The sequence below is a fragment of the Pseudomonas sp. MYb13 genome (genome assembly GCF_002980075.1).
Taxonomy (GTDB): domain Bacteria; phylum Pseudomonadota; class Gammaproteobacteria; order Pseudomonadales; family Pseudomonadaceae; genus Aquipseudomonas; species Aquipseudomonas lurida.
In genome coordinates this window covers 133,986-154,933 of record NZ_PCQI01000002.1, presented here as the reverse complement: position 1 = coordinate 154,933, position 20,948 = coordinate 133,986, and the positions used below count along the sequence as shown (strand labels likewise).

The window sequence follows — 20,948 nt, the reverse complement described above, 5'->3', positions numbered from 1 at the left end:
GGGAGCTGGCTTGCCTGCGATAGCATCGACCGTGTGCGCCTGATGCTCCGAGGTGCCCGCATCGCAGGCAAGCCGGCTCCCACACAAGACCCACGCCTTTTCGCCAAGCGGGCTGCCGTTCCCCCCCGTTTGCCGTTATACTCGCCGGCTTTCAAAAGTTCGCCAACGAGTGCTGCCCGCCATGGAAATCAACCCGATCCTGAACACCATCAAGGACCTGTCCGAGCGCTCCGAAACTATTCGGGGGTATCTTTGACTACGATCAAAAGCATGAGCGTCTGACCGAAGTCAATCGCGAGCTTGAAGATCCGAGTGTCTGGAACAAACCTGAATACGCCCAGGAACTGGGCCGCGAGCGCGCAGCGCTGGCGCAGATCGTCGATACCCTTGACGAGCTGAACACCGGTCTGGCCGATTGCCGTGACCTGCTGGACATGGCCGTCGAAGAAAACGACGAAGGCGCAGTGGGCGATGTCGTCGCCGAACTGGCCCGTCTCGAGGAAAACCTGGCCAAGCTTGAATTCCGCCGCATGTTCAGCCACGAAATGGACCCGAACAACGCCTACCTGGATATCCAGGCCGGTTCCGGCGGCACCGAGGCACAGGACTGGGCCAACATCCTGCTGCGCATGTACCTGCGCTGGGCTGACAAGCGCGGTTTCGATGCGACCATCATGGAACTGTCCGCCGGTGAAGTCGCCGGTATCAAGGGCGCGACCGTACACATCAAGGGTGAATACGCCTTTGGCTGGCTGCGGACCGAGATCGGCGTGCACCGTCTGGTGCGCAAGAGCCCGTTCGACTCCGGCAATCGTCGCCACACCTCGTTCTCTGCGGTGTTCGTCTCGCCAGAGATCGACGACAAGGTCGAAATCGAGATCAACCCGGCCGACCTGCGGATCGATACCTACCGCTCCTCCGGTGCCGGTGGTCAGCACGTAAACACCACCGACTCGGCCGTACGTATCACCCACGTACCGACCAACACCGTGGTGAGCTGCCAGAACGAACGTTCCCAGCACGCCAACAAGGACACCGCCATGAAAATGCTGCGGGCCAAGTTGTACGAGCAGGAAATGCAGAAACGCAACGCCGCATCCCAGGCGCTGGAAGACACCAAGTCGGATATCGGCTGGGGTCACCAGATCCGCTCTTATGTGCTCGATGCGTCGCGGATCAAGGATCTGCGCACTAACATCGAACGCAGCGACTGCGACAAGGTGCTCGACGGCGACATCGACGAATACCTGGAAGCCAGCCTGAAATCAGGCCTGTAATATTGCAATACGGGACCGGCTGACACAGCGCGATCCCGTAGGAGCCGGCTTGCCGGCGATCCCCGGCCGTAGGCCGGGGACAACGAACCCGATGGAAAATTTAAAGACATGAGCGACCAACAACTCGACCCGCAAGCCCTGCAACAGGAAGAAAACTCCCTGATCGCCCTGCGCAAGGAAAAGCTTGCTGCCGAGCGCGCCAAGGGCAATGCCTTCCCCAACGACTTCCGCCGCGAAAACTATTGCGATGCCTTGCAAAAACAGTACGCGGACAAGACCAAGGAAGAGCTGGCAGAGGCTGCGATCCCGGTCAAGGTGGCAGGTCGCATCATGCTCAACCGTGGCTCGTTCATGGTGATCCAGGACATGACCGGCCGTATCCAGGTCTACGTCAACCGCAAGACCCTGTCGGAAGAGACCCTGGCCTCGGTGAAAACCTGGGACATGGGCGACATCATTGCTGCCGAAGGCACCCTGGCCCGTTCCGGCAAGGGCGACCTGTACGTGGAAATGACCAGCGTACGCCTGCTCACCAAGTCCCTGCGCCCACTGCCAGACAAGCACCACGGCCTGACCGACACCGAGCAGCGCTATCGCCAGCGTTACGTTGACCTGATCGTCAACGAAGAGGTGCGCCAGACCTTTCGCGTGCGTTCGCAAGTCATCGCCCACATCCGCAGCTTCCTGATGAAGCGTGATTTCCTGGAAGTGGAAACCCCGATGCTGCAGACCATCCCAGGTGGTGCCGCAGCCAAGCCGTTCGAAACCCACCACAATGCGCTGGACATGGAAATGTTCCTGCGTATCGCACCGGAGCTGTACCTCAAGCGCCTGGTGGTTGGTGGTTTTGAAAAAGTGTTCGAGATCAACCGCAACTTCCGTAACGAAGGCGTTTCGACCCGTCACAACCCAGAATTCACCATGTTGGAGTTCTACCAGGCCTACGCCGACTACGAAGACAACATGGACCTGACCGAAGAACTGTTCCGCGAGCTGGCGCAGCTGGTCCTGGGCAGCACCGACGTGCCGTACGGCGACAAGGTGTTCCATTTCGGCGAGCCGTTCGTGCGTCTGTCGGTATTCGACTCGATCCTCAAGTACAACCCTGAGTTGACCGCCGACGACCTGAACGACATCGACAAGGCCCGTGCGATCGCCAAGAAAGCCGGCGCCAAGGTGCTGGGCTTCGAAGGCCTGGGCAAACTGCAGGTGATGATTTTCGAAGAGCTGGTGGAGCACAAGCTCGAACAGCCGCACTTCATCACCCAGTACCCGTTCGAAGTGTCGCCGCTGGCCCGTCGCAACGACGACAACCCGAACGTCACCGACCGTTTCGAGCTGTTCATCGGCGGTCGCGAAATCGCCAACGCCTACTCCGAGCTCAATGATGCGGAAGACCAGGCCGAGCGTTTCATGGCCCAGGTGGCCGACAAGGACGCCGGCGACGACGAAGCCATGCATTACGACGCTGACTTCGTGCGTGCCCTGGAATACGGCATGCCGCCAACGGCCGGTGAAGGTATCGGCATCGACCGCCTGGTGATGCTGTTGACCAACTCGCCGTCGATCCGCGACGTGATCTTGTTCCCGCACATGCGGCCACAAGCGTAAGCGTAGAGCAATCCGAAGCCGCCTTTTATAAGGCGGCTTTTTTATGTGGCGTCTATCAGCGTCAAGCAAACAGCGCCAGGTTTTGATCTATTCAAGGATGTGTGTCGTGAACCGCGTAATGGCTCAAGAAGGCGCTGCTGGCATTGCTGCTGCCGTGGCTGAAAGCGTCCAGTACCAGGGCCGCAAGGCCAGCCGTCGGGGCAGCGAGCAGCGCAGGCAGGACATTCTCGATGCGGCCATGCGCATTGTGGTGCGTGACGGCGTGCGAGCCGTGCGCCATCGGGCGGTGGCGGCAGAGGCGGGGGTGCCGTTGTCGGCCACTACCTACTATTTCAAGGATATCGATGACCTGCTCACCGATACCTTCGCCCAATACGTCGAGCGCAGCGCTGCATTCATGGGCAAGCTGTGGGTGCGTAACGAAGGCCTGCTGCGCGAAATGGTCGCCTATGGTGACGGCAGCCCGCAGTCACGTTCGCAATTGGCCGACGACATCGCACGGCTGACGGCCGACTATGTGCTGCGCCAACTGACCAACCGTCGTGAACACCTCATGGCCGAGCAGGCATTTCGCCAGGAAGCCTTGCTCAACCCGCGCCTGGCGGAGTTGGTGCGTTCCCATCAGCAAATTCTGTTGCAGGGCACGGGGCAGTTTTTCCAGGTGTTGGGCTCCCGCGAGCCGCAACAGGATGCCAAAGTGTTGACGGCGATAATCAGTCGGATGGAATATCAGGGCCTGCTGGGCGGTGCAGAGCCTCTGACCGGTGACGAGATGCTTGAGATCCTCAAGCGTTATATGCATTTGGTGTTGGCCTCGGTCTAGCCAAGCCGATGCGCGATCCGCTTTATGTGGGAGCTGGCTTGCCTGCGATTGCATCACCTCGATTCACCTGAAGCGCCGAGGTGGCTGTATGCAGGCAAGCCAGTTCCCTCACCTGATGGGGAATGTGATGAAAACCTGGCGCGTTGCGGTAATTGCCCTGTCGTTCCTGCTGCTCAGCGGGTGCCTGGTGACCTTCAAGGACCCACTGCCTGCCCATGAAGCCGCGCCGCCCGCGCTGCTGGGCCAATGGTCGAGCAAGAACGCCTGGGGCGAGCCGCTCAACCTGCGAATCACGCGCGTCGGTGAACACCGTTACAAAGCCGTGAGCTACCCTACAGCCAAGCCGGGCCAGCGTGACGAGTACCTGTTCAGTGTGTCGCGCCATGGCAATCGCTGGTACCTGTCGGCGCCGTTGCCGGCCAAGCTGGGCGGGCATTTCATCCTGGCGGGTTTTGAAATCAGCGAAAAGCACGAATTGGTGGTCTACAACCTCGACCTTGAGCAGATCCATCAAGCGATCGGCCAGAAGGTGTTGCACGGCAGCACCGTAGATACCGTCGAAGGCGCCGGGGTTCTGGTGGACAGTCCTTTGGACCAGGTGTTTGCCTACCTGGATGACCCGGCCAATGCCGATGTATTCGTGGAAGCCGTACGCTACCAGCGCACGGGCAAATAACGTTTAAAGAGGAAGCAACGGGTGGACGATTACCAGCAGACGATACGCACCTTGTCTGATCGCATTGTGCTGGCGCAAACACCGATTCGCGTCCTCGACGCCGTGAAGTGGGACGAGAATATTCGCCAGGGATTCCTCAAGGCCAAGGGCAGGGAAATGCCCGCAGTTGACCGCGATTACTACCTCAACCGGCCGCTGTCGTTCGACTCCAGCGCGGTGAAGCTGGAGTTCCAGAACATCGAGCGCGACATCACCCGTCGCCTTGGCCAGTTCAGCCCGGTGGGGCAGATCATGCGCCGCATGTGCAAGGAGTACCGCATGGTGGTGCGCATGCTCGAAGCGCGTGGTACCGAGGATTTCGGCCTGATCTCCCAGGAACTCTACGGCGCCGCCTCCGATGCGTTCCATGCCGGCGACCCGACCCTGGCCGACCTGGGCCTGATGCTGTCCGACTACCTGAACAATATCGACGGCCGTGGCGACCTCAAGGACGAAGCCAAGACGCTCACCGCCAAGGACGCCGTCGCCTTGCTGCAAACCCGCCTGAACAAGGTATTCGGTGAGGCCGAAGAGACCATCCGTGTGTTCGAGTCCGACGGTATCGTCGCCGACGCAGCGGCGGGCGCCGACTACATCAAGATCCGCGCCGATGCGATGTTCAACGACCGCGACGTGCGTGCCCTCGAAGTGCATGAAGGCCTGGTGCATGTGGGCACCACGCTCAATGGCCAGAACCAGCCGATCTGCACCTTCCTGTCCAAGGGCCCGCCGTCGTCCACCGTGACCCAGGAGGGGCTGGCGATCCTGATGGAGATCATCACCTTCGCCTCCTACCCGAGTCGCCTGCGCAAGCTGACCAACCGTACCCGCGCTATCCACATGGTGGAAGAGGGTGCTGATTTCCTGCAGGTGTTCGAATTTTTCCGCGAGCAAGGCTTTGAGATGGCTGAAAGCTACGGCAACGCCAGTCGCGTATTCCGTGGCTCGGTGCCGACTGGCCTGCCGTTTACCAAGGATCTGTCCTACCTCAAGGGCTTTATCATGGTCTACAACTACATCCAGCTTGCCGTGCGCAAAGGCAAGCTGGAACAAGTGCCGCTGCTGTTCTGCGGTAAGACCACCCTGGAAGACATGCGCACCCTGCGCCAACTGGTCGACGAAGGCCTGGTGGTGCCTCCCAAATACCTGCCCGAGCAGTTCCGCGACATGAATGCGCTGGCAGCGTGGATGTGCTTCTCCAACTTCCTCAACCACTTGAGCCTGGATCGGATCGAGGCGGATTACTCGAATATCCTTTAGGCAATATGGCTGGCGAAACCGGATAAAAAATGTGGGAGCTGGCGTGCCTGCGATGGCGGTCTTTGAGTGACACCAACGGCGACTGATACACCGCCATCGCCGGCAAGCCAGTGCGCCCCTGTGATCTCATTTGCTGTCGAGAAATGAGTACAACCTACCAGCGAGGCTTCAACGGATGAGAATCCTCGGCATTCTGTGCCTGCTACTCACATTGAACGGCTGCAGCTCCCTGCTGTTCTATCCCGAACCCGGCCTGCCCTTCACGCCGGAAAAAGCCCGATTGCAATACCGCGACGTCACCTTGACCACCGCCGATGGCGTGAAGCTCCACGCCTGGTGGCTGCCGGCCAAACCCGGTGTGCCGCTCAAGGGCACGGTGCTGCACTTGCATGGCAACGGCGGCAACCTGGCCTGGCACCTGGGCGGCAGTTGGTGGTTGCCTGAGCAGGGCTACCAGGTGTTGTTGCTGGACTATCGCGGTTACGGCTTGTCGCAAGGCAAGCCCTCGTTACCTGCGATCTATCAGGATGTAGACGCGGCGTTCAACTGGATCGACAAGGCCCCCGAAACCCAAGGCCAGCCGTTGATCGTGCTCGGCCAAAGCCTGGGGGGGGCATTGGCGGTGCACTACCTGGCCGCCCACCCGGAGCGCCAATCCCGGCTCAAGGCACTGGTGCTGGACGGCGTGCCCGCCAGTTATCGTGACGTAGGACAATTCGCCCTGAGCACCTCCTGGTTAACATGGCCGTTCCAGGTGCCTTTGTCGTGGCTGGTACCGGACGCCGACAGTGCGATCCATGCCATGCCCCGGCTGACGGGCGTACCGAAGCTGTTGTTCCACAGCCTGGATGACCCGATCGTGCCCGTGGCCAACGGCATCCGCCTGTACCAGGCTGCGCCGCCGCCGAGGGTGTTGCAACTGACTCGGGGCGGGCATGTGCAGACCTTTGCCGACAAGACCTGGCAAACCGTGATGCTGCGCTATCTCGATGACCCGCAACACTTCAACGGTTTGCGCCGCCTGGGCGAAATTCCGAACTACCCCACTCCCAACGTTGATTCATCAGAGAGCCCGCAATGAGCGAAGAACGCAACATGATCCCGCTGATCCTCACCGGCATCGGCACCATCATCGGTACCGTCGGTTGCCTGTGGTACTACGGCTACTTGCACTTCGCCAAGCCGGAAGATGCGTTGCTGCTCAGCGATTTCACCCTGCTCAAGACCGTGCCAGGCGAGGATTACAAGATCTCCCTGACCCCGGCCGCGCAAGTGGCGCAGTGCGTCGATGGCGTACTGGTGATGTTCGACACCGAGCAGAAAGGCCTGAGCGGTGTGCTGGTGAACAACAAGAAGCAGGCCGTGCGTTGCATGGGCCAGGAAACCCCGCAATTGCAGCAATAGCCGTTAGCTCATCGTCAATAGCCGGAAATGACTGGAACCGAATGTCTTCAGACACCACTGACTACTTTGTCAGCGGTACCGACAGGCAACTTACACATTCAGCTCTGGAGATTGATGATGGATATTGGCGCTATCGGCAAAATGTTGGGCATGGCCAGGGGGCAGCAAAGCCTGAGGCAGGAGGGGCCGCAGCAGGGGGGCAAGACTGACACCGAACTGCTCAGGAAACTCTTGGAAATGCTGTCGAGCAGCGGTTCCGCTGGCTCTGGTGGCTCCGCAGCTCAGCTGGATCCTGAACAGATCAAGAAAATGATGGCGGGACGCGAAGGCATGCAGGCGATGATGCCGGACAGTGACAACGGCCGCAAAGTCAGCGTCTGACAGGCAAAAAAAACCCACCGTGAGGTGGGTTTTTTCATGCAGCCTCAATCAATCAGTAAGCAACGGAAGAACGTGGCTTGACTGGCTGGTTGTCGTTGGAGATGGTCACTTCAACGCGGCGGTTCATGGCACGACCCGAGACGCTGCCGTTGTCGGCAACCGGGTATTCCTTGCCGTAACCCTGGGTCACGATGCGCGAAATATCCACGCCTTGTTGAGCCAGTGCACGCTGTACGGAAGCAGCACGACGCTCGGACAGGCTCTGGTTGTACGAATCGGAACCCGTGCTGTCGGTGTAGCCTTCGACAATTACTTTACGGTCCGGGTTGTCGCGCAGGAACTGAGCCAGCTTGGTGATGTTCACCAGACCGCTGGATTTCAGGTCGGACTTGTTGGTGGCGAACAGCACGTCACCGAAGGTCACCAGCGTACCGCGATCGGTCTGCTTGGCATTCAGGCTGTCTTGCAGTTGCTTGATCTGTGCGTCACGAGCATCCAGCAGTGCGCGGGCACGTTCGTCGCCAGCGTTTTTCAGCTTGGCTTCGGATTCGCGCAGCACGATGGTGTCTTTGGCCACTTCAACGCGCTGGTTGGTCAGGTAAGCCAACTGGTCGACTTTCTTCTCGTCTTCCTTGTCGCGGTAGGCCTTGTCAGCCTTGTCCAGCCATTCGCTGGCGTCCTTGGTTTCCAGTGCCGCGAGCTTGGTGGCTTGCGGGTTGGTTTGCAGGGCCGAGAAATTGGTCCGTGCGTTTTCCAGGTTCGCGTTCGGCGGGGTGGAGCAGGCCGCCAGTGCAACGCTCATCGCCAGCAGGGCAGGGATCATCAATTGTTTACGCATAGTCGTGTCGTCCTTTCAATTCGATATCAGGTGCGATGCGGTCAAGGGGGGCGTCTTACTTCTGCTGGATAGCAGCTGGACGCATACCTTCCTTACGCAACTCATCAACAGCCTTCTGGGAATCCTTCACAGCCTGTTCAGCCTTGGCAGCCTGAGCCTTGCGCTCTGCAACGCGAGCATCCCACTCGGCTTGTTCAGCCAGGCGACGGGCTTCGTCGTAGTTCTTGTCGTGCATGGCAATCTCGGCTTGCTTGAGCTTGTCCTGGGCCGACTTCATCTCTACAGCCGCGTACTCGGTGCCGCCGGCGCTGACCGCGCTGTTTACAGCGGACTGGGTCACCGCGTACTGCTCGGTCGGCGGGTTACCGGCGCAACCTGCCAGAACGAAGCTGGTGCCGATTGCCAGCGCGGCCAATTTGAGCCCGCGCAGATGGTTAAACGAGGATTTGGCAGTGCTGGTCTTCATCGTCTTCAACTCCATTGGATAACTCCTGAAAAACATCAAAATCCATGTCACTGGTCTGCGGCCGGGGCTTGGCGCTTAAGCGCAAATAAGCCTTTAAAACGACCGTTCCAAGTGATGGCTTACTGGCTGTGACCGGAGGCTTTTTTCAAAAGTTCAGAGAAGATGGCGATTTGCCTAAAAAAATATTTGACCGGTTGGTCAGGGTAAAAAACTTGGAACTTATGCGTCGCGCAGCGGTACGCCCGACCCGCGAGGGGCCCGGCGTACAAGGGTCTGGCGTGAGAGTTTCAGTGTTTCTGTTCGTCGCTGCTGGCCGACAAATCATGCAGATAACGCCGCGACAGCGTCAGGAAGCGCGGGGTAGGGCCGACATCTTCGTACAGTGGGTCACCCTCTTCATCGGTGGCAATCACCTGCTGGCCCTTGATATAGGGAAAGCTGGTTTCCAACTCTTCGAGGGCGGCGCCGATCAGCTCGCCGAGCAGTTCTTCGGTGCTGCGCTTGGGGTACATTTCGGCGATGGCCGCCAGCCTTGCGGCGGATTCCACATCCAAATGGATGGCGTATTCGGTCTTGGTCAAGCGACCCTTGGCGTTCTCTTCCCAATGCTGGGCCAATTCTCGGATTTTCATGGCAACCTCAATGAAGCCCGCGATGGCAGGCGGTGATGAGTGACCAGTCGCGCATATGGATAAACACGGGCGACTCAGTGTTGAGACTCGCTGCAACCCACAAGGTTTAAAGTCTTGTCATAAAACGATGCTGGCGGCACTCTGGCAGACCTGCGCGTCCCGGATTTCTGGCTGGAGATTGGCTGATGAGTGATATCGATGCACGCTTGCGTGAGGATGTTCACCTGCTGGGTGAGCTGTTGGGCAACACCATTCGAGAGCAGTACGGCGATGACTTTCTCGACAAGATCGAGCAGATCCGCAAAGGCGCCAAGGCCGACCGCCGCGGGGCGGGCGATGAACTGAGCAGCAGCCTCAATCAGTTGCAGGAACACGAACTGCTGCCGGTTGCCCGGGCGTTCAACCAGTTCCTCAACCTGGCCAACATCGCCGAGCAATACCAACTGATTCACCGGCGCGATGAGTCGCAACCGGCGCCCTTCGAGTCTCGCGTATTGCCCGAGTTGCTGGCGCGCCTGCAAGCTGAAGGCCACAGCAACGAATCCCTGGCGCGCCAGTTGGGGCGCCTGGAGATCGAGCTGGTCCTTACCGCCCACCCCACCGAAGTGGCGCGCCGCACCCTGATCCAGAAATACGATGCGATTGCCGCCCAACTGGCGCTGCAGGATCACCGTGACCTCACCACGGCGGAGCGCGAGCAGATCCGCCAGCGCCTGCAGCGCTTGATCGCAGAAGCCTGGCACACCGAAGAGATCCGCCGCACCCGGCCTACGCCGGTGGACGAGGCCAAGTGGGGCTTTGCGGTCATCGAACATTCGCTGTGGCACGCCATTCCCAATTACCTGCGCAAGGCTGACCAGGCCCTGCACGCCGCCACTGGCCTGCGCTTGCCCCTGGAGGCGGCGCCGATCCGCTTTGCCTCATGGATGGGGGGCGACCGTGACGGCAACCCGAATGTCACCGCGCCGGTGACCCGTGAAGTATTACTACTGGCACGCTGGATGGCGGCCGACCTGTACCTGCGCGACGTCGACCATTTGGCTTCCGAGCTGTCGATGCAGCAAGCCAGCCCGGCGTTGCAGGCCAAGGTCGGCGACAGCGTCGAACCGTATCGCGCCCTGCTCAAGCAATTGCGCGAACGTCTGCGGGCCACGCGCCAATGGGCGCATACGGCGTTGAGCAGCAGCACACCGGCGCCTGCCGAGGTGTTGCAGAACAATCGTGACCTGCTGGAGCCGCTGGAGCTGTGCTATCAGTCGCTGCATGAGTGCGGCATGGGCGTGATCGCCGATGGTCCGTTGCTCGACTGTCTGCGGCGCGCAGTGACGTTCGGTTTGTTCCTGGTGCGCCTGGATGTGCGCCAGGATTCCAGCCGTCATTCGGCGGCCATGACAGAAATCACCGATTACCTCGGCCTGGGACGCTACGAAGACTGGGACGAAGAGGCGCGTATCAGCTTCTTGATGAAAGAGCTGTCCAATCGTCGGCCGCTGCTGCCGGGCTATTTCAAACCCTCGGCCGACACCGCCGAAGTCCTGAACACCTGTAAGGAAGTCGCCGCCGCGCCGGCTGCGTCGTTGGGTTCGTATGTCATCTCCATGGCCGGCGCTGCGTCGGACGTGCTGGCGGTGCAACTGCTGCTTAAAGAGTCGGGCGTGCAACGGCCGATGCGCGTAGTGCCGCTGTTCGAGACCCTGGCCGATCTGGATAACGCCGGCCCGGTGATCGAGCAACTGTTGCTGCTGCCGGGCTATCGCACGCGTTTGCAGGGGCCCCAGGAAGTGATGATCGGCTACTCGGACTCGGCCAAGGACGCCGGCACCACCGCCGCGGCCTGGGCGCAGTACCGCGCGCAGGAGCGGCTGGTGGATATCTGCCGCGAGCAACAAGTGGAACTGCTGTTGTTCCACGGTCGCGGTGGCACCGTGGGCCGTGGCGGCGGCCCAGCCCACGCGGCGATCCTGTCACAGCCGCCGGGTTCGGTGGCGGGGCGGTTCCGTACCACCGAACAGGGCGAGATGATTCGCTTCAAGTTCGGCCTGCCGGATATCGCCGAGCAGAACCTCAACCTTTACCTGGCGGCCGTATTGGAGGCGACCCTGTTGCCACCGCCGCCGCCCGAGCCGGCTTGGCGCCATTTGATGGACGAATTGGCAGCCGACGGTGTCAGCGCCTACCGTGCGGTGGTGCGGGAAAATCCGCAGTTCGTCGAGTATTTCCGCCAATCCACGCCGGAACAGGAACTGGGGCGCTTGCCCTTGGGCAGTCGTCCGGCCAAGCGCCGTGCCGGCGGGATTGAAAGCTTGCGGGCGATCCCGTGGATCTTTGGCTGGACCCAGACCCGCCTGATGCTGCCAGCCTGGCTGGGCTGGGAGGCGGCGCTGAGCAAGGCCCTGGAGCGCGGCGAAGGCGAGCTGCTGGGGCATATGCGCGAGCAGTGGCCGTTCTTCCGTACCCGCATCGACATGTTGGAAATGGTGCTGGCCAAGGCCGACGCCGACATTGCCCGCCTGTACGACGAGCGCCTGGTGCAGCCAGACCTGCTGCCATTGGGTGCGCATTTGCGCGACCTATTGTCGCAGGCGTGCGGCGTGGTGCTTGGCCTGACTGGCCAGTCGCAATTGCTGGCTCACAGCCCCGACACCTTGGAGTTCATCCGGCTGCGCAACACCTATCTTGACCCCTTGCACTTGTTGCAGGCCGAGTTGCTGGCGCGCTCGCGCCAGCAGGAAGCGGCGCAGGACAGCCCTCTGGAACAGGCGCTGCTGGTCTCCGTAGCGGGTATTGCCGCTGGTTTGCGTAACACTGGCTAAGGTTTTTTGCGTGTTCTCAAGGGCTTGCAGGTAAACCACGACGGCCGCCCGGAAAAGGGCGGTCGGCGTTTACAGGGCCGGGTTGCACTCAGGCACACCCCACGTATGACGCATGCACGACGCGGGTTCCTGCGACTTTTGGCGGCTTGTGTGGTTAAGGCCTGCTGTGTATCTTGATCAGCCTTTGGCCGTTTGGGCGGCCCGAATTCTATTTTTACGCGATTGGCCCCTCGCGGCGAATCCGAGCGTCATCTCTATAAAAAATTGAGGAGCACATCGATGCGCGTCATTCTGCTGGGAGCTCCCGGGGCCGGTAAAGGTACTCAGGCAAAGTTCATCACTGAAAAATTCGGCATTCCACAAATCTCCACCGGCGACATGCTGCGTGCGGCCGTCAAGGCTGGCACCGAGCTGGGCCTGATCGCCAAGAGCGTGATGGACAGCGGTGGCCTGGTTTCCGATGACTTGATCATCAACCTGGTCAAGGAACGCATCAGCCAGGAAGACTGCAAGAACGGTTTCCTGTTCGACGGCTTCCCGCGCACCATTCCCCAGGCTGAAGCCCTGGTGAAGGCTGGCGTCGAGCTGGATGCAGTGGTCGAAATCGCGGTTGAAGATGAAGAGATCGTCCAGCGCATTGCCGGTCGTCGCGTTCACGAAGCCTCCGGCCGCGTGTACCACACCGTCTACAACCCGCCAAAGGTTGAAGGCAAGGACGATGTGACCGGCGAAGACCTGGTACAGCGCAAGGACGACACTGAAGAAACCGTGCGTCATCGCCTGTCGGTCTACCACTCCCAGACCAAACCGCTGGTGGATTTCTACCAGAAGTTGTCCGCAGCCCAGGGCAAGCCGAAGTACAGCCACATTCCTGGCGTCGGCTCGGTGGAAGCGATCACCGCCAAAGTGCTGCAAGCACTGAGCTGATCACACCCTCTGCTTCACGGATAACGGCCCGCTTGCGGGCCGTTGTTGTTTATAATGGCGCACTCTTTTTTCGACTTGGACACCCACACCGATGAGCACCCTGCTGGCCCTGGACACCGCGACTGAAGCTTGCTCCGTTGCCTTGCTGCACGATGGCAAGGTAACGAGCCACTACGAGGTGATCCCGCGCCTGCACGCGCAGAAGCTGTTGCCGATGATCAAGCAACTGCTGGAAGACGCCGGTACCACCTTGGCTGCAGTAGACGCCATCGCCTTCGGCCGTGGGCCGGGTGCATTCACGGGTGTACGCATCGCCATTGGCGTGGTGCAGGGCTTGGCATTTGCGCTGGAACGCCCGGTATTGCCGGTGTCCAACCTTGCCGTGCTGGCCCAGCGCGCCTTGCGTGAACACGGTGCCCACCAGGTTGCGGCGGCCATCGATGCGCGCATGGATGAAGTCTATTGGGGCTGCTACCGCGAAACGGCGGGCGAGATGCGCCTGGTCGGCGTGGAAGCCGTGCAGCCTCCGGAGTCTTCGCAATTACCTGGCGATGCCAGCGGCGACTGGTTCGGTGCAGGCACCGGCTGGGGTTATGGCGAGCGCATCGCTGTGCCGTTGGTAGGGCAGGACGCAGCGATGTTGCCCCACGCTGAAGACTTGTTGGCGCTCGCGCGCTTCGCCTTCGAACGGGGCGAGGCGATTCCCGCAGACCAGGCTGCGCCTGTGTACCTGCGCGATAAAGTGGCGCAGACCAAGGCAGAGCGCGGGATTATTTGACGCCAAAAATGATGGCAATTTGGGGCTAAGTTCACCAATCGTCAGAATTTGACCCCGGTTTTAAACCTTTTTCAAATTATGTGTTCTAGTTATCACCAGAGCATTTGCGCGCTACGGATTGCGCCACTAAAATGCCATCACCGATACCGAGTTCGCATCGATGCGTATAGACGGCTTTTCCTCACAGTCCTACCCCATCAAGCGTAAGCCGCGTAAGGCAAACGTCACGGTAGACGAGTCCGTCGAGGATTCACCGGACTTCATCGAAGTGCATCCCGATGCACAGGCCAACTCCCAAGCGCGTATCAGCGGTCTTCCCGCCCGTCAGCAAGACATGGTCTTCCCGCGCTCCATGAGCAAAAGCGTTGCTAACGCTCTGGCCAGCTACCTGACCACCGCCGGTTTTGTCGAATGGGACATGGAAGTGCTGGGTCTCGACATTCACATCTGATGCGTCTGCCTTACCACCTCGGTTGTCCGTCCTGGAGTGAAAACGCCTGGCGCGAGTACCTGTACCCCGCCGATGCCCGTTCCAGTGATTACCTCGCGCTTTATTCCCAAGTCTTCAACGCCGTGGAAGGCAATACCACGTTCTACGCGCGCCCCTCGGCGGCCACCGTGCAACGCTGGGCCGAGATCATGCCCGACGATTTCCGCTTCACGGCCAAATTCCCCGGTGATATCAGCCACAGCGGCAACTTGATTGAGCAACTGCCGGCAGCAGAAAGCTTTGTTGGCTTGATGAGCCCTTTGGGTGAGCGGGTATCGCCTCTGTGGTTGCAGTTGCCCGCGACGTTTACGCCGCAGCGCCTGGGGGAATTGGCAGGTTTCATTGATAGCCTGGAGCGGCCGATGGCGGTGGAAGTACGCCATTCGGAGTTCTTCGCCAAAGGCGATGCCGAGCGCATGCTCAATCGCTTGTTGCGGGACCGGGGCGTTGAGCGAATCTGCCTGGACCCTCGCGCCTTGTTCAGTTGCACGTCCACCTCGGCCGCCGTGCTGCACGCTCAATCGAAAAAGCCCAAGGTGCCACCGCGGCCAGCGGCGCTGACGCCGTTTCCCCAGGTGCGGTTTATCGGTCATCCCGAACTGGAAGCCAATGATCCGTTCCTGGTGCCGTGGGTGGAAAAAGTCGCTGGCTGGATCGAAGAAGGCCGCACCCCTTATGTGTTCCTGCACACTTCGGATAACCGCCTCGCCGCGCAGTTGGCCCTGCGTTTCCACGACCAGTTGATGGCGCGTCTACCTGGGCTGCCGCCCCTTCCGACCTTGGATCGCGCCCCCGTAGCGGAGCAACTGGGGTTACTCTAGGACTCCCTTACCCGCCAGGAGCCCGACATGGATGCCCAAACCCTTCGCGCCGAAACCTTCAAAGCCTTGCATGAGCGTGATCGCGCATTCGTGATGCCCAACCCGTGGGATGCGGGCTCCGCCGTGATGCTGGCCAGCCTGGGCTTTGAAGCGCTGGCCACCACCAGCGCGGGCTACGCGTTCAGCCTGGGACGCCCGGATGCAGAGGGGGCGTTGTCCCTGGAAGACACGTTGATCAATGCCAGCATGATTGCCAAGGCCACGGCGTTGCCGGTGGCGGCCGACCTGGAAAATGGCTTCAGCGACACCCCAGAAGGCTGCGCCCAGGCAATCCTGCGTGCCGCTGCCACGGGGATCGTCGGCGGATCCATCGAAGATGCCACGGGCATTGCCGTTGACCCGATCTATCCCTTTGACCTGTCCGTCGAGCGCGTCGAAGCCGCGGTTGCCGCTGCCCGCAGCCTGCCATTCCCCTTCACCCTGACGGCCCGCGCGGAGAACCTCCTGCATGGGCGCCTGGATCTGGCCGACACTATCCGGCGCCTGCAGGCGTACGCCGAAGCCGGTGCCGACGTGCTGTACGCGCCGGCCCTGCGAAGTGCCGAGGAAGTGCTGGCGGTGGTCAAGGCGGTGGCGCCCAAGCCTGTCAATGTGTTGATGTCTGGGGGCTTGAACCTGAGCGTCGCGCAGCTGAGCGAGATGGGCGTGCGACGCATCAGCGTCGGTTCGGCCCTGGCGTTGGCGGCTTATGGTGAGTTCTATCGTGCGGCCCAAGAGGTGCATGAACTGGGGACGTTCACCTTTACCGAGCGCAAGATGCCGTTCAGTCAGGCCAACCAGTTCTTCAAGGACTAAGCGGTGCGTTTTTCCACAGTGATGGGCACGCTGCTGATGCTGGCTGCAGTCTTTGCCGTAGGCGTGTGGCGTGGCTGGGTACCCCTACCGGCCGATTGGAACCCATGGGCACCGTTGGATGTGCGCGCCAGTCCCAACCTGTTGACGCGCTACAAGCTGGGTCGCTTGCAGGCTGACCCGGCGCTGTGCGACCAAGTGCTGGAAACCTCGGGCCTGCGCGTCAGCCATCAGGCGGATACGCCAGCGGATGCCACGTGCCCCTTGCGTAATACCTTGCGCGTACAGGGTGCAGCCGTCGGGCTGAGCAGCAGCTTTCTCGCCAGTTGCCCACTGGCGGTGGCGTTCGCCCTGTTCGAGCGGCACAGCCTGCAACCGGCGGCCCAGGCGGTATTTGGCCAGGCGGTGACGCGGGTCGATCACCTGGGCAGCTTTGCCTGCCGCAATATCTACAACCGTGCCGAGGGCCGACTCAGCCAGCACGCGTCGGCGAATGCGCTGGACATTGCCGGCTTTCGCCTGGCCGATGGGCGCAGTATCAGCGTGCTCAAGGATTGGCCAGGAGAGGGCGACAAGGCGCGGTTCCTGCGTCAGGTGCGCGATAGCGCCTGTGATGATTTCAATGTGGTGCTGAGCCCGGACTACAACGCCGCGCACCGCAACCATTTCCATCTGGATATGGGGCGTTGGTGGGTATGTCGCTGAGTATCAGGCGGCCAGGCGCAGGTTCTGCGTGACCAACGGACGTGCCCAGTAATAATCGAAGTCCAGGGCTTTTTGTTGCGCGACCAGTTCTTCGGTTGGGTACGGCGTGGCGGCGGGTGGCAGCAGGTCCAGTTCGAATTCGGCGATTGGCAGGTGCAGTGGGCGTGGTTCGGGCGCCGGGCCTGGTTCGGGCAGCGGTTGACCAGCGTTCAGCACGATCGGGCGCACCCAGCCACTTTCGAAGTTCTGCTGGCGCTGCTGGGCGACGATTTCTTCTTCCGGGAACGGCGGGGCGGCCGGTGGCAGCAAGTCGGTCTCGAGCTCGGCGATCGGCAGGAACAGCGGCTCGGGTGGGGCGATTTCGGTGTCTTTCACGTCGCACTCACGCTGCGTGAGGATCTGCGACAACAGGTCGGCGCCGGCACTCGGTTCTACCGCTGGGTCCGCCGGTGCGGTCGCCTGCACCGCGAGCGCGTCCGGCGTGTCACCGAGCTGCTCGGCCAGTGCCCGGGCGAAGAAGTCCTGCCACACATGACTCACCCCGGCCAGCGCTTGAGTATTGCGCAGGCCGTAGTGGTTATGGGTCGGCAGTACACCGATGGTTAGGGGAAGAATGTCTGACATTTTTCTCGGTCGACGCTCAGCTCTGGCAAAATACCTGACTGTTGTTTTTATCGGCCGCTGTTTGCCGATCCTTAATATTTTTGAGCGTAGCGATTGATGAGCGAACAACCAGCGGCCAGCCGCATCCAGGTCGAGGCCTTGGGCGAAGGTTTCAAGGCCCGTGCCGAGCAGTGGGCTACCCTGTTGGGCTTGCCGTTGTACCTGGCAGATGCGGAATTTTCCCTGCAAGTGGGAGAGCATGGCCTTCAGTTGCAACAGCTTGGGCCTGACGCGCCTGGGCCGGTGCGGGTGGACTTTGTCGAAGGCGGCGCGGCGCATCGACGCCTGTACGGCGGCGGCAGCGGGCAGATGATCGCCAAGGCCGTAGGCGTCGCCCAAGGCGTGCGCCCACGGGTGCTGGACGCCACGGCAGGCTTGGGCAAAGACGCATTCGTGCTGGCCAGCCTGGGTTGCGAGATGAGCCTGATCGAGCGTCAGCCTTTGATCGGTGCGTTGCTTGAGGATGGGTTGACACGTGGCGCGGATGATTTTGAGGTGGCACCGATCGTGGCGCGCATGCAGCTGCTCAAGGGCAACTCCATCGACGTGATGCGCCATTGGGAAGGCGAGCCGCCCCAGGTGATCTACCTCGACCCGATGTTCCCGCACCGTGAGAAGACCGCGCTGGTGAAGAAGGAAATGCGTCTGTTCCGACCGCTGGTGGGGGATGATCCGGACGCTCCCGCGCTGTTGGCTGCCGCGCTGGCCCTGGCCAGCCATCGCGTGGTGGTCAAGCGCCCGCGCAAGGCGCCGTGCATTGACGGGCCCAAGCCGAGCCATGCGCTGGATGGCAAGTCCAGCCGGTATGACATCTACCCCAAGAAAGCGCTCAAGCCTTGAGGCTTTTCGGGCTTCATCGCGGTATAGATATCCGCATGACGCTGGCTACGGCGCTGTACCTGGGGCTTGGGAGCTTGCTCACTCCGGCGGCTCGACAGCCAACCGCTATCTAACGCTTACCCCGCGACCCAACTGTGGGAGCGGGCTTGCCCGCGAAGACAGCCTGACAGCCAACCACCATCTAACTGTCACTCCGCGATCCAAAACTGTGGGAGCGGGCTTGCCCGCGAAGGCGCCCCGACAGCCGCCCGCTATCTACCTGTCACCCCGCGATCCAACTGTGGGAGCGGGCTTGCTCGCGAAGGCGCCCCGACAGCCGCCCGCTATCTAACTGTCACCCCGCGATCCAACTGTGGGAGCGGGCTTGCCCGCGAAGGCGCCCTGACAGCCGACCTGGATTTTGGATCAGACCGGGTACATATCCGTTATTCAGGTAACGGCTGCTAGGGGTTCCGCTCTTACAGCGGGTCACTTTGGAAAAGCCCCAAAGTAACCAAAAGGCTCTTGCCCCAACACTCGGCACCTCGCCTAGGCTCGGTGTGCCCGTAATCCGACAGGGATTTGGGGGGCCGCCGCCACGCGCCCTCCATGGCGCGGGGCGGCTAAACCGGCATCCCTGCCGGTTTACCCCCCAAATCCCTGTCGAATTCCGGCCAGCGTGTTTGATGGGGCGCTAGGATCAAAGGCAAGATCAAAAGCCAGATCAAGAGCGGCTCGCTTCGCATCGTGGTAGGGGGGGCGCGGTACTTATCGTGGATATGCCCGGCTTTTAGAAGCATGTATGGCATTGCAGGCGCTGGCTTGCCAGCGCTGAGGCCCGTTCATGGCCTGTACGCGCGCATGAACAACCCTACCACTTCCTGAACATGGGCTTCGGCGGCTTCTTCGCTCAGGTGCCCGCCGCAGCCATACAGCAAGCAAAAGTTCGCCGTGCCCTTGAGCAGGCAGAAGAAGTGCTCGGCCGCCGTAAAGGGTTTGTCGATGCTCAGCGCGCCGCTCTGGTCGATCTTGCCGAGCAGGCGTTCCATGCCCTGCAGCATGCGCATGGGGCCTGCCTCGAAGAAGATCTGCGAGAGTTTCACGTCCTGATTGCCGGTGGTCATCATCAGGCGATGCAGGTTGACCGACTCTTCGCTATTGATCAGGCGATGGAACCCCCGCGCGATCGTCAACAGCACAGTCTCCACAGGCATGCCTGCGGGCAGCTCGAAGTACATCACCGGCAGTTGCTCTTCGCATTTGGCCACCACGGCGGCGGTGAACAAGGTCTCTTTGTCGTTGAAATGGCTGTAGACGGTCAGCTTCGACACGCCGGCTTCCAGTGCCACCGCGTCCATGCTGGTACTGGCGTAGCCATTGCTCAAAAACAGGATTTTCGCTGCTTCGAGAATTGCCTGGCGTTTTGCCATGTCCTTGGGACGCCCGGGGCTATTGGTGTTCACAGGATTGTCGGACATTTTCACCTTTAATACTGGACTGGTGAGTTTGGTATTAATAACATACCCGCCAGTATAATTATTCCTAGCTTCATTTGCGAAAGGTCCTCCAGCATGCGCAGTACTTTCCTGCCCTTTGCGTTGCCTGTCAGTCTGGTCTGCTTGCTGGCCGCCTGCGGCCATGAAGAAGCGACCCAAACCACCATCCGCCCGGCCATGGTGGTGCAACCACAGCCTTCTGTGCAGGCGATGGATAGCTACCCAGGTGAAGTACGCGCCCGCTACGAACCAGACCTGGCTTTTCGCATCGGTGGCAAAGTCAGCAAGCGGCTGGTGGAGGAGGGCGAACGGGTCAAGGCCAACCAGGCGCTGGCGGAACTCGACCCTCAGGACGTGCGCCTGCAACTGGAAGCGACCCGCGCCCAAGTTGCCGCCGCCCAGGCCAACTTGAGCCTGGTGCGTGCCGAGCGCGACCGCTACAAGACCCTGATGGACCGTCAGATGGTCAGCCGTTCCCAATACGACAATTCCGAAAACCTCTACCGATCCGGTGAAGCGCGCCTCAAGCAGATCAAGGCCGAGTTTGACGTGGCCAACAACCAGGCCGGTTATGCCGTATTGCGTGCGCCCCAGGACGGTGTGGTGGCCAAGCGTGCGGTGGAAGTCGGCCAAGTGGTGTCTGCCGGCCAGACGGTGTTCACCCTGGCCACCGATGGCGAGCGCGAAGTACTCATAAGCCTGCCGGAGCAAGGTTTTGGCCGCTTCAAGATCGGCCAGCCGGTGTCGGTCGAACTGTGGAGCCAGCCCGACCAACGCTTCAGCGGACGTATTCGCGAGCTGTCGCCGGCAGCCGATCCGAAGTCGCGCACCTTCGCCGCCCGCGTAGCGTTCACGGGCGGCAAGGTCCCGGCTGAACTGGGTCAGAGCGCGCGCGTATTCATCCAGGCCGACGGCGTTGTGCCTCTGTCGGTGCCGCTGTCGGCGCTCAGTGCGGAGAACGGCGCGTCCTATGTCTGGCGCGTGCAGCCGGACAATTCCATCACCCGCGTGCCGGTGCGCATTGGCGCCTTTGGTGAAAAATCCGTCCCGGTACTGGAAGGCCTGGCCCCGACCGATTGGGTCATCGCCGCCGGTGTGCATGTGCTCCACGAGGGCCAGCAAGTGCGCCCGGTGGATCGCTCCAACCGTGTGGTGAATCTGGCGGCCAAGGAGTAGT

Annotated in this window: 22 protein-coding genes; 17 read left to right on the top strand and 5 right to left on the bottom strand. The window is 61.1% G+C overall.

Going from position 1 to position 20,948, the window contains the following annotated elements; all coding sequences use genetic code 11:
* Window positions 1-181 precede the first annotated feature (181 nt).
* The 8 genes from prfB (at window position 182) to CQ002_RS04175 (ending at window position 7,471) form a co-directional block, all read left to right on the top strand.
* Window positions 182-1,277 (top strand): peptide chain release factor 2 gene (gene prfB, locus CQ002_RS04210; RefSeq protein ID WP_098465888.1). Its coding sequence is split into 2 segments (ribosomal slippage): window positions 182-253 and window positions 255-1,277, totalling 1,095 coding nucleotides; the frame shifts between segments, so codons are not numbered across the junction.
* Between the two features lie 108 nt (window positions 1,278-1,385).
* Window positions 1,386-2,888, top strand: coding sequence for a lysine--tRNA ligase (gene lysS, locus CQ002_RS04205; protein WP_008431110.1), 1,503 nt, complete (start codon window positions 1,386-1,388; stop codon window positions 2,886-2,888).
* A gap of 106 nt (window positions 2,889-2,994) precedes the next feature.
* Window positions 2,995-3,711 (top strand): TetR/AcrR family transcriptional regulator, encoded by a 717-nt coding sequence (locus CQ002_RS04200; protein ID WP_080758224.1) that lies wholly within the window; start codon window positions 2,995-2,997, stop codon window positions 3,709-3,711.
* 127 nt (window positions 3,712-3,838) lie between these two features.
* Window positions 3,839-4,387: a hypothetical protein gene (locus tag CQ002_RS04195; RefSeq protein WP_034102467.1), complete on the top strand. Its 549-nt coding sequence runs from the start codon at window positions 3,839-3,841 to the stop codon at window positions 4,385-4,387.
* 21 nt (window positions 4,388-4,408) lie between these two features.
* Window positions 4,409-5,686, top strand: a complete 1,278-nt coding sequence (locus CQ002_RS04190) for a flavohemoglobin expression-modulating QEGLA motif protein (RefSeq protein WP_034102468.1) — start codon at window positions 4,409-4,411, stop codon at window positions 5,684-5,686.
* 175 nt (window positions 5,687-5,861) lie between these two features.
* Complete coding sequence (locus tag CQ002_RS04185) at window positions 5,862-6,767, top strand: alpha/beta hydrolase (RefSeq protein ID WP_034102469.1); 906 nt, start codon at window positions 5,862-5,864, stop codon at window positions 6,765-6,767.
* On the top strand, window positions 6,764-7,090 hold the full coding sequence (locus CQ002_RS04180; protein WP_069022076.1) for a hypothetical protein: 327 nt from the start codon (window positions 6,764-6,766) through the stop codon (window positions 7,088-7,090). The genes CQ002_RS04185 and CQ002_RS04180 overlap by 4 nt, the downstream gene beginning before the upstream one ends.
* 117 nt (window positions 7,091-7,207) lie before the next feature.
* On the top strand, window positions 7,208-7,471 hold the full coding sequence (locus CQ002_RS04175) for a hypothetical protein (RefSeq protein WP_052211064.1): 264 nt from the start codon (window positions 7,208-7,210) through the stop codon (window positions 7,469-7,471).
* Between the two features lie 52 nt (window positions 7,472-7,523).
* On the opposite strand, the gene CQ002_RS04170 is transcribed toward CQ002_RS04175, so the two are convergent.
* The 3 genes from CQ002_RS04170 to CQ002_RS04160 form a co-directional block, all read right to left on the bottom strand.
* Window positions 7,524-8,309 (bottom strand): OmpA family protein, encoded by a 786-nt coding sequence (locus CQ002_RS04170; RefSeq protein ID WP_034102471.1) that lies wholly within the window; start codon window positions 8,307-8,309, stop codon window positions 7,524-7,526.
* A 55-nt stretch (window positions 8,310-8,364) separates the two neighbouring features.
* Window positions 8,365-8,790, bottom strand: coding sequence for a DUF4398 domain-containing protein (locus CQ002_RS04165; RefSeq protein WP_033902822.1), 426 nt, complete (start codon window positions 8,788-8,790; stop codon window positions 8,365-8,367).
* 272 nt (window positions 8,791-9,062) lie between these two features.
* Window positions 9,063-9,407 carry a hypothetical protein gene (locus CQ002_RS04160; RefSeq protein ID WP_034102472.1) on the bottom strand — a complete coding sequence of 115 codons (345 nt, stop codon included), beginning with the start codon at window positions 9,405-9,407 and terminating at the stop codon, window positions 9,063-9,065.
* A 185-nt stretch (window positions 9,408-9,592) separates the two neighbouring features.
* On the opposite strand from CQ002_RS04160, the gene ppc reads away from it, so the two are divergent.
* The 7 genes from ppc (at window position 9,593) to CQ002_RS04125 (ending at window position 16,793) form a co-directional block, all read left to right on the top strand.
* Window positions 9,593-12,220 carry a phosphoenolpyruvate carboxylase gene (ppc, locus tag CQ002_RS04155; protein ID WP_105161738.1) on the top strand — a complete coding sequence of 876 codons (2,628 nt, stop codon included), beginning with the start codon at window positions 9,593-9,595 and terminating at the stop codon, window positions 12,218-12,220.
* 279 nt (window positions 12,221-12,499) lie between these two features.
* Window positions 12,500-13,147 carry an adenylate kinase gene (adk, locus tag CQ002_RS04150; protein ID WP_010212617.1) on the top strand — a complete coding sequence of 216 codons (648 nt, stop codon included), beginning with the start codon at window positions 12,500-12,502 and terminating at the stop codon, window positions 13,145-13,147.
* A gap of 91 nt (window positions 13,148-13,238) precedes the next feature.
* Window positions 13,239-13,925 (top strand): tRNA (adenosine(37)-N6)-threonylcarbamoyltransferase complex dimerization subunit type 1 TsaB, encoded by a 687-nt coding sequence (gene tsaB / locus CQ002_RS04145; protein WP_034102474.1) that lies wholly within the window; start codon window positions 13,239-13,241, stop codon window positions 13,923-13,925.
* A 160-nt stretch (window positions 13,926-14,085) separates the two neighbouring features.
* Complete coding sequence (locus CQ002_RS04140) at window positions 14,086-14,376, top strand: hypothetical protein (protein WP_105161739.1); 291 nt, start codon at window positions 14,086-14,088, stop codon at window positions 14,374-14,376.
* A complete protein-coding gene (locus CQ002_RS04135) occupies window positions 14,376-15,236 on the top strand; it encodes a DUF72 domain-containing protein (protein ID WP_034102476.1) in 861 nt (286 codons plus the stop codon). Before CQ002_RS04140 ends, CQ002_RS04135 begins: the two co-directional genes overlap by 1 nt.
* A gap of 27 nt (window positions 15,237-15,263) precedes the next feature.
* On the top strand, window positions 15,264-16,091 hold the full coding sequence (locus CQ002_RS04130) for an oxaloacetate decarboxylase (RefSeq protein WP_034102477.1): 828 nt from the start codon (window positions 15,264-15,266) through the stop codon (window positions 16,089-16,091).
* A gap of 21 nt (window positions 16,092-16,112) precedes the next feature.
* Entirely contained in the window at window positions 16,113-16,793 is a 681-nt protein-coding gene (locus tag CQ002_RS04125; protein WP_189655478.1) for an extensin family protein, read from the top strand.
* 3 nt (window positions 16,794-16,796) lie between these two features.
* Here CQ002_RS04125 and CQ002_RS04120 read toward each other — a convergent pair whose 3' ends face one another.
* The gene (locus CQ002_RS04120; RefSeq protein ID WP_034102479.1) at window positions 16,797-17,417 is read right to left on the bottom strand and encodes a hypothetical protein; all 621 of its coding nucleotides are present in this window, start codon (window positions 17,415-17,417) and stop codon (window positions 16,797-16,799) included.
* Window positions 17,418-17,513: 96 nt separating this feature from the next.
* Between CQ002_RS04120 and CQ002_RS04115 the strand changes: the two genes are divergently transcribed.
* Window positions 17,514-18,296, top strand: coding sequence for a class I SAM-dependent methyltransferase (locus CQ002_RS04115; protein WP_034102480.1), 783 nt, complete (start codon window positions 17,514-17,516; stop codon window positions 18,294-18,296).
* 821 nt (window positions 18,297-19,117) lie between these two features.
* Here the strand turns inward: CQ002_RS04115 and CQ002_RS04105 are convergent.
* A complete protein-coding gene (locus CQ002_RS04105) occupies window positions 19,118-19,753 on the bottom strand; it encodes a TetR/AcrR family transcriptional regulator (protein ID WP_034109131.1) in 636 nt (211 codons plus the stop codon).
* A 93-nt stretch (window positions 19,754-19,846) separates the two neighbouring features.
* Here CQ002_RS04105 and CQ002_RS04100 point away from each other — a divergent pair, with 93 nt between their 5' ends.
* The gene (locus tag CQ002_RS04100; protein WP_034109130.1) at window positions 19,847-20,947 is read left to right on the top strand and encodes an efflux RND transporter periplasmic adaptor subunit; all 1,101 of its coding nucleotides are present in this window, start codon (window positions 19,847-19,849) and stop codon (window positions 20,945-20,947) included.
* The last annotated feature ends 1 nt before the right edge of the window (window position 20,948 follow it).

What these genes read in the sequence shown, in the direction of transcription:
- adk (WP_010212617.1), top strand. Translation starts at nt 12,500, where the DNA reads ATGCGCGTCATTCTGCTGGGAGCTCCCGGGGCCGGTAAAGGTACTCAG.
- CQ002_RS04135 (WP_034102476.1), top strand. Translation starts at nt 14,376, where the DNA reads ATGCGTCTGCCTTACCACCTCGGTTGTCCGTCCTGGAGTGAAAACGCC.
- CQ002_RS04115 (WP_034102480.1), top strand. Translation starts at nt 17,514, where the DNA reads ATGAGCGAACAACCAGCGGCCAGCCGCATCCAGGTCGAGGCCTTGGGC.
- CQ002_RS04180 (WP_069022076.1), top strand. Translation starts at nt 6,764, where the DNA reads ATGAGCGAAGAACGCAACATGATCCCGCTGATCCTCACCGGCATCGGC.
- CQ002_RS04100 (WP_034109130.1), top strand. Translation starts at nt 19,847, where the DNA reads ATGCGCAGTACTTTCCTGCCCTTTGCGTTGCCTGTCAGTCTGGTCTGC.
- CQ002_RS04165 (WP_033902822.1), bottom strand. Translation starts at nt 8,790, where the DNA reads ATGGAGTTGAAGACGATGAAGACCAGCACTGCCAAATCCTCGTTTAAC.
- lysS (WP_008431110.1), top strand. Translation starts at nt 1,386, where the DNA reads ATGAGCGACCAACAACTCGACCCGCAAGCCCTGCAACAGGAAGAAAAC.
- CQ002_RS04125 (WP_189655478.1), top strand. Translation starts at nt 16,113, where the DNA reads ATGGGCACGCTGCTGATGCTGGCTGCAGTCTTTGCCGTAGGCGTGTGG.
- CQ002_RS04160 (WP_034102472.1), bottom strand. Translation starts at nt 9,407, where the DNA reads ATGAAAATCCGAGAATTGGCCCAGCATTGGGAAGAGAACGCCAAGGGT.
- tsaB (WP_034102474.1), top strand. Translation starts at nt 13,239, where the DNA reads ATGAGCACCCTGCTGGCCCTGGACACCGCGACTGAAGCTTGCTCCGTT.
- CQ002_RS04105 (WP_034109131.1), bottom strand. Translation starts at nt 19,753, where the DNA reads ATGTCCGACAATCCTGTGAACACCAATAGCCCCGGGCGTCCCAAGGAC.
- CQ002_RS04120 (WP_034102479.1), bottom strand. Translation starts at nt 17,417, where the DNA reads ATGTCAGACATTCTTCCCCTAACCATCGGTGTACTGCCGACCCATAAC.
- CQ002_RS04140 (WP_105161739.1), top strand. Translation starts at nt 14,086, where the DNA reads ATGCGTATAGACGGCTTTTCCTCACAGTCCTACCCCATCAAGCGTAAG.
- CQ002_RS04195 (WP_034102467.1), top strand. Translation starts at nt 3,839, where the DNA reads ATGAAAACCTGGCGCGTTGCGGTAATTGCCCTGTCGTTCCTGCTGCTC.
- CQ002_RS04170 (WP_034102471.1), bottom strand. Translation starts at nt 8,309, where the DNA reads ATGCGTAAACAATTGATGATCCCTGCCCTGCTGGCGATGAGCGTTGCA.
- ppc (WP_105161738.1), top strand. Translation starts at nt 9,593, where the DNA reads ATGAGTGATATCGATGCACGCTTGCGTGAGGATGTTCACCTGCTGGGT.
- CQ002_RS04130 (WP_034102477.1), top strand. Translation starts at nt 15,264, where the DNA reads ATGGATGCCCAAACCCTTCGCGCCGAAACCTTCAAAGCCTTGCATGAG.
- CQ002_RS04175 (WP_052211064.1), top strand. Translation starts at nt 7,208, where the DNA reads ATGGATATTGGCGCTATCGGCAAAATGTTGGGCATGGCCAGGGGGCAG.
- CQ002_RS04185 (WP_034102469.1), top strand. Translation starts at nt 5,862, where the DNA reads ATGAGAATCCTCGGCATTCTGTGCCTGCTACTCACATTGAACGGCTGC.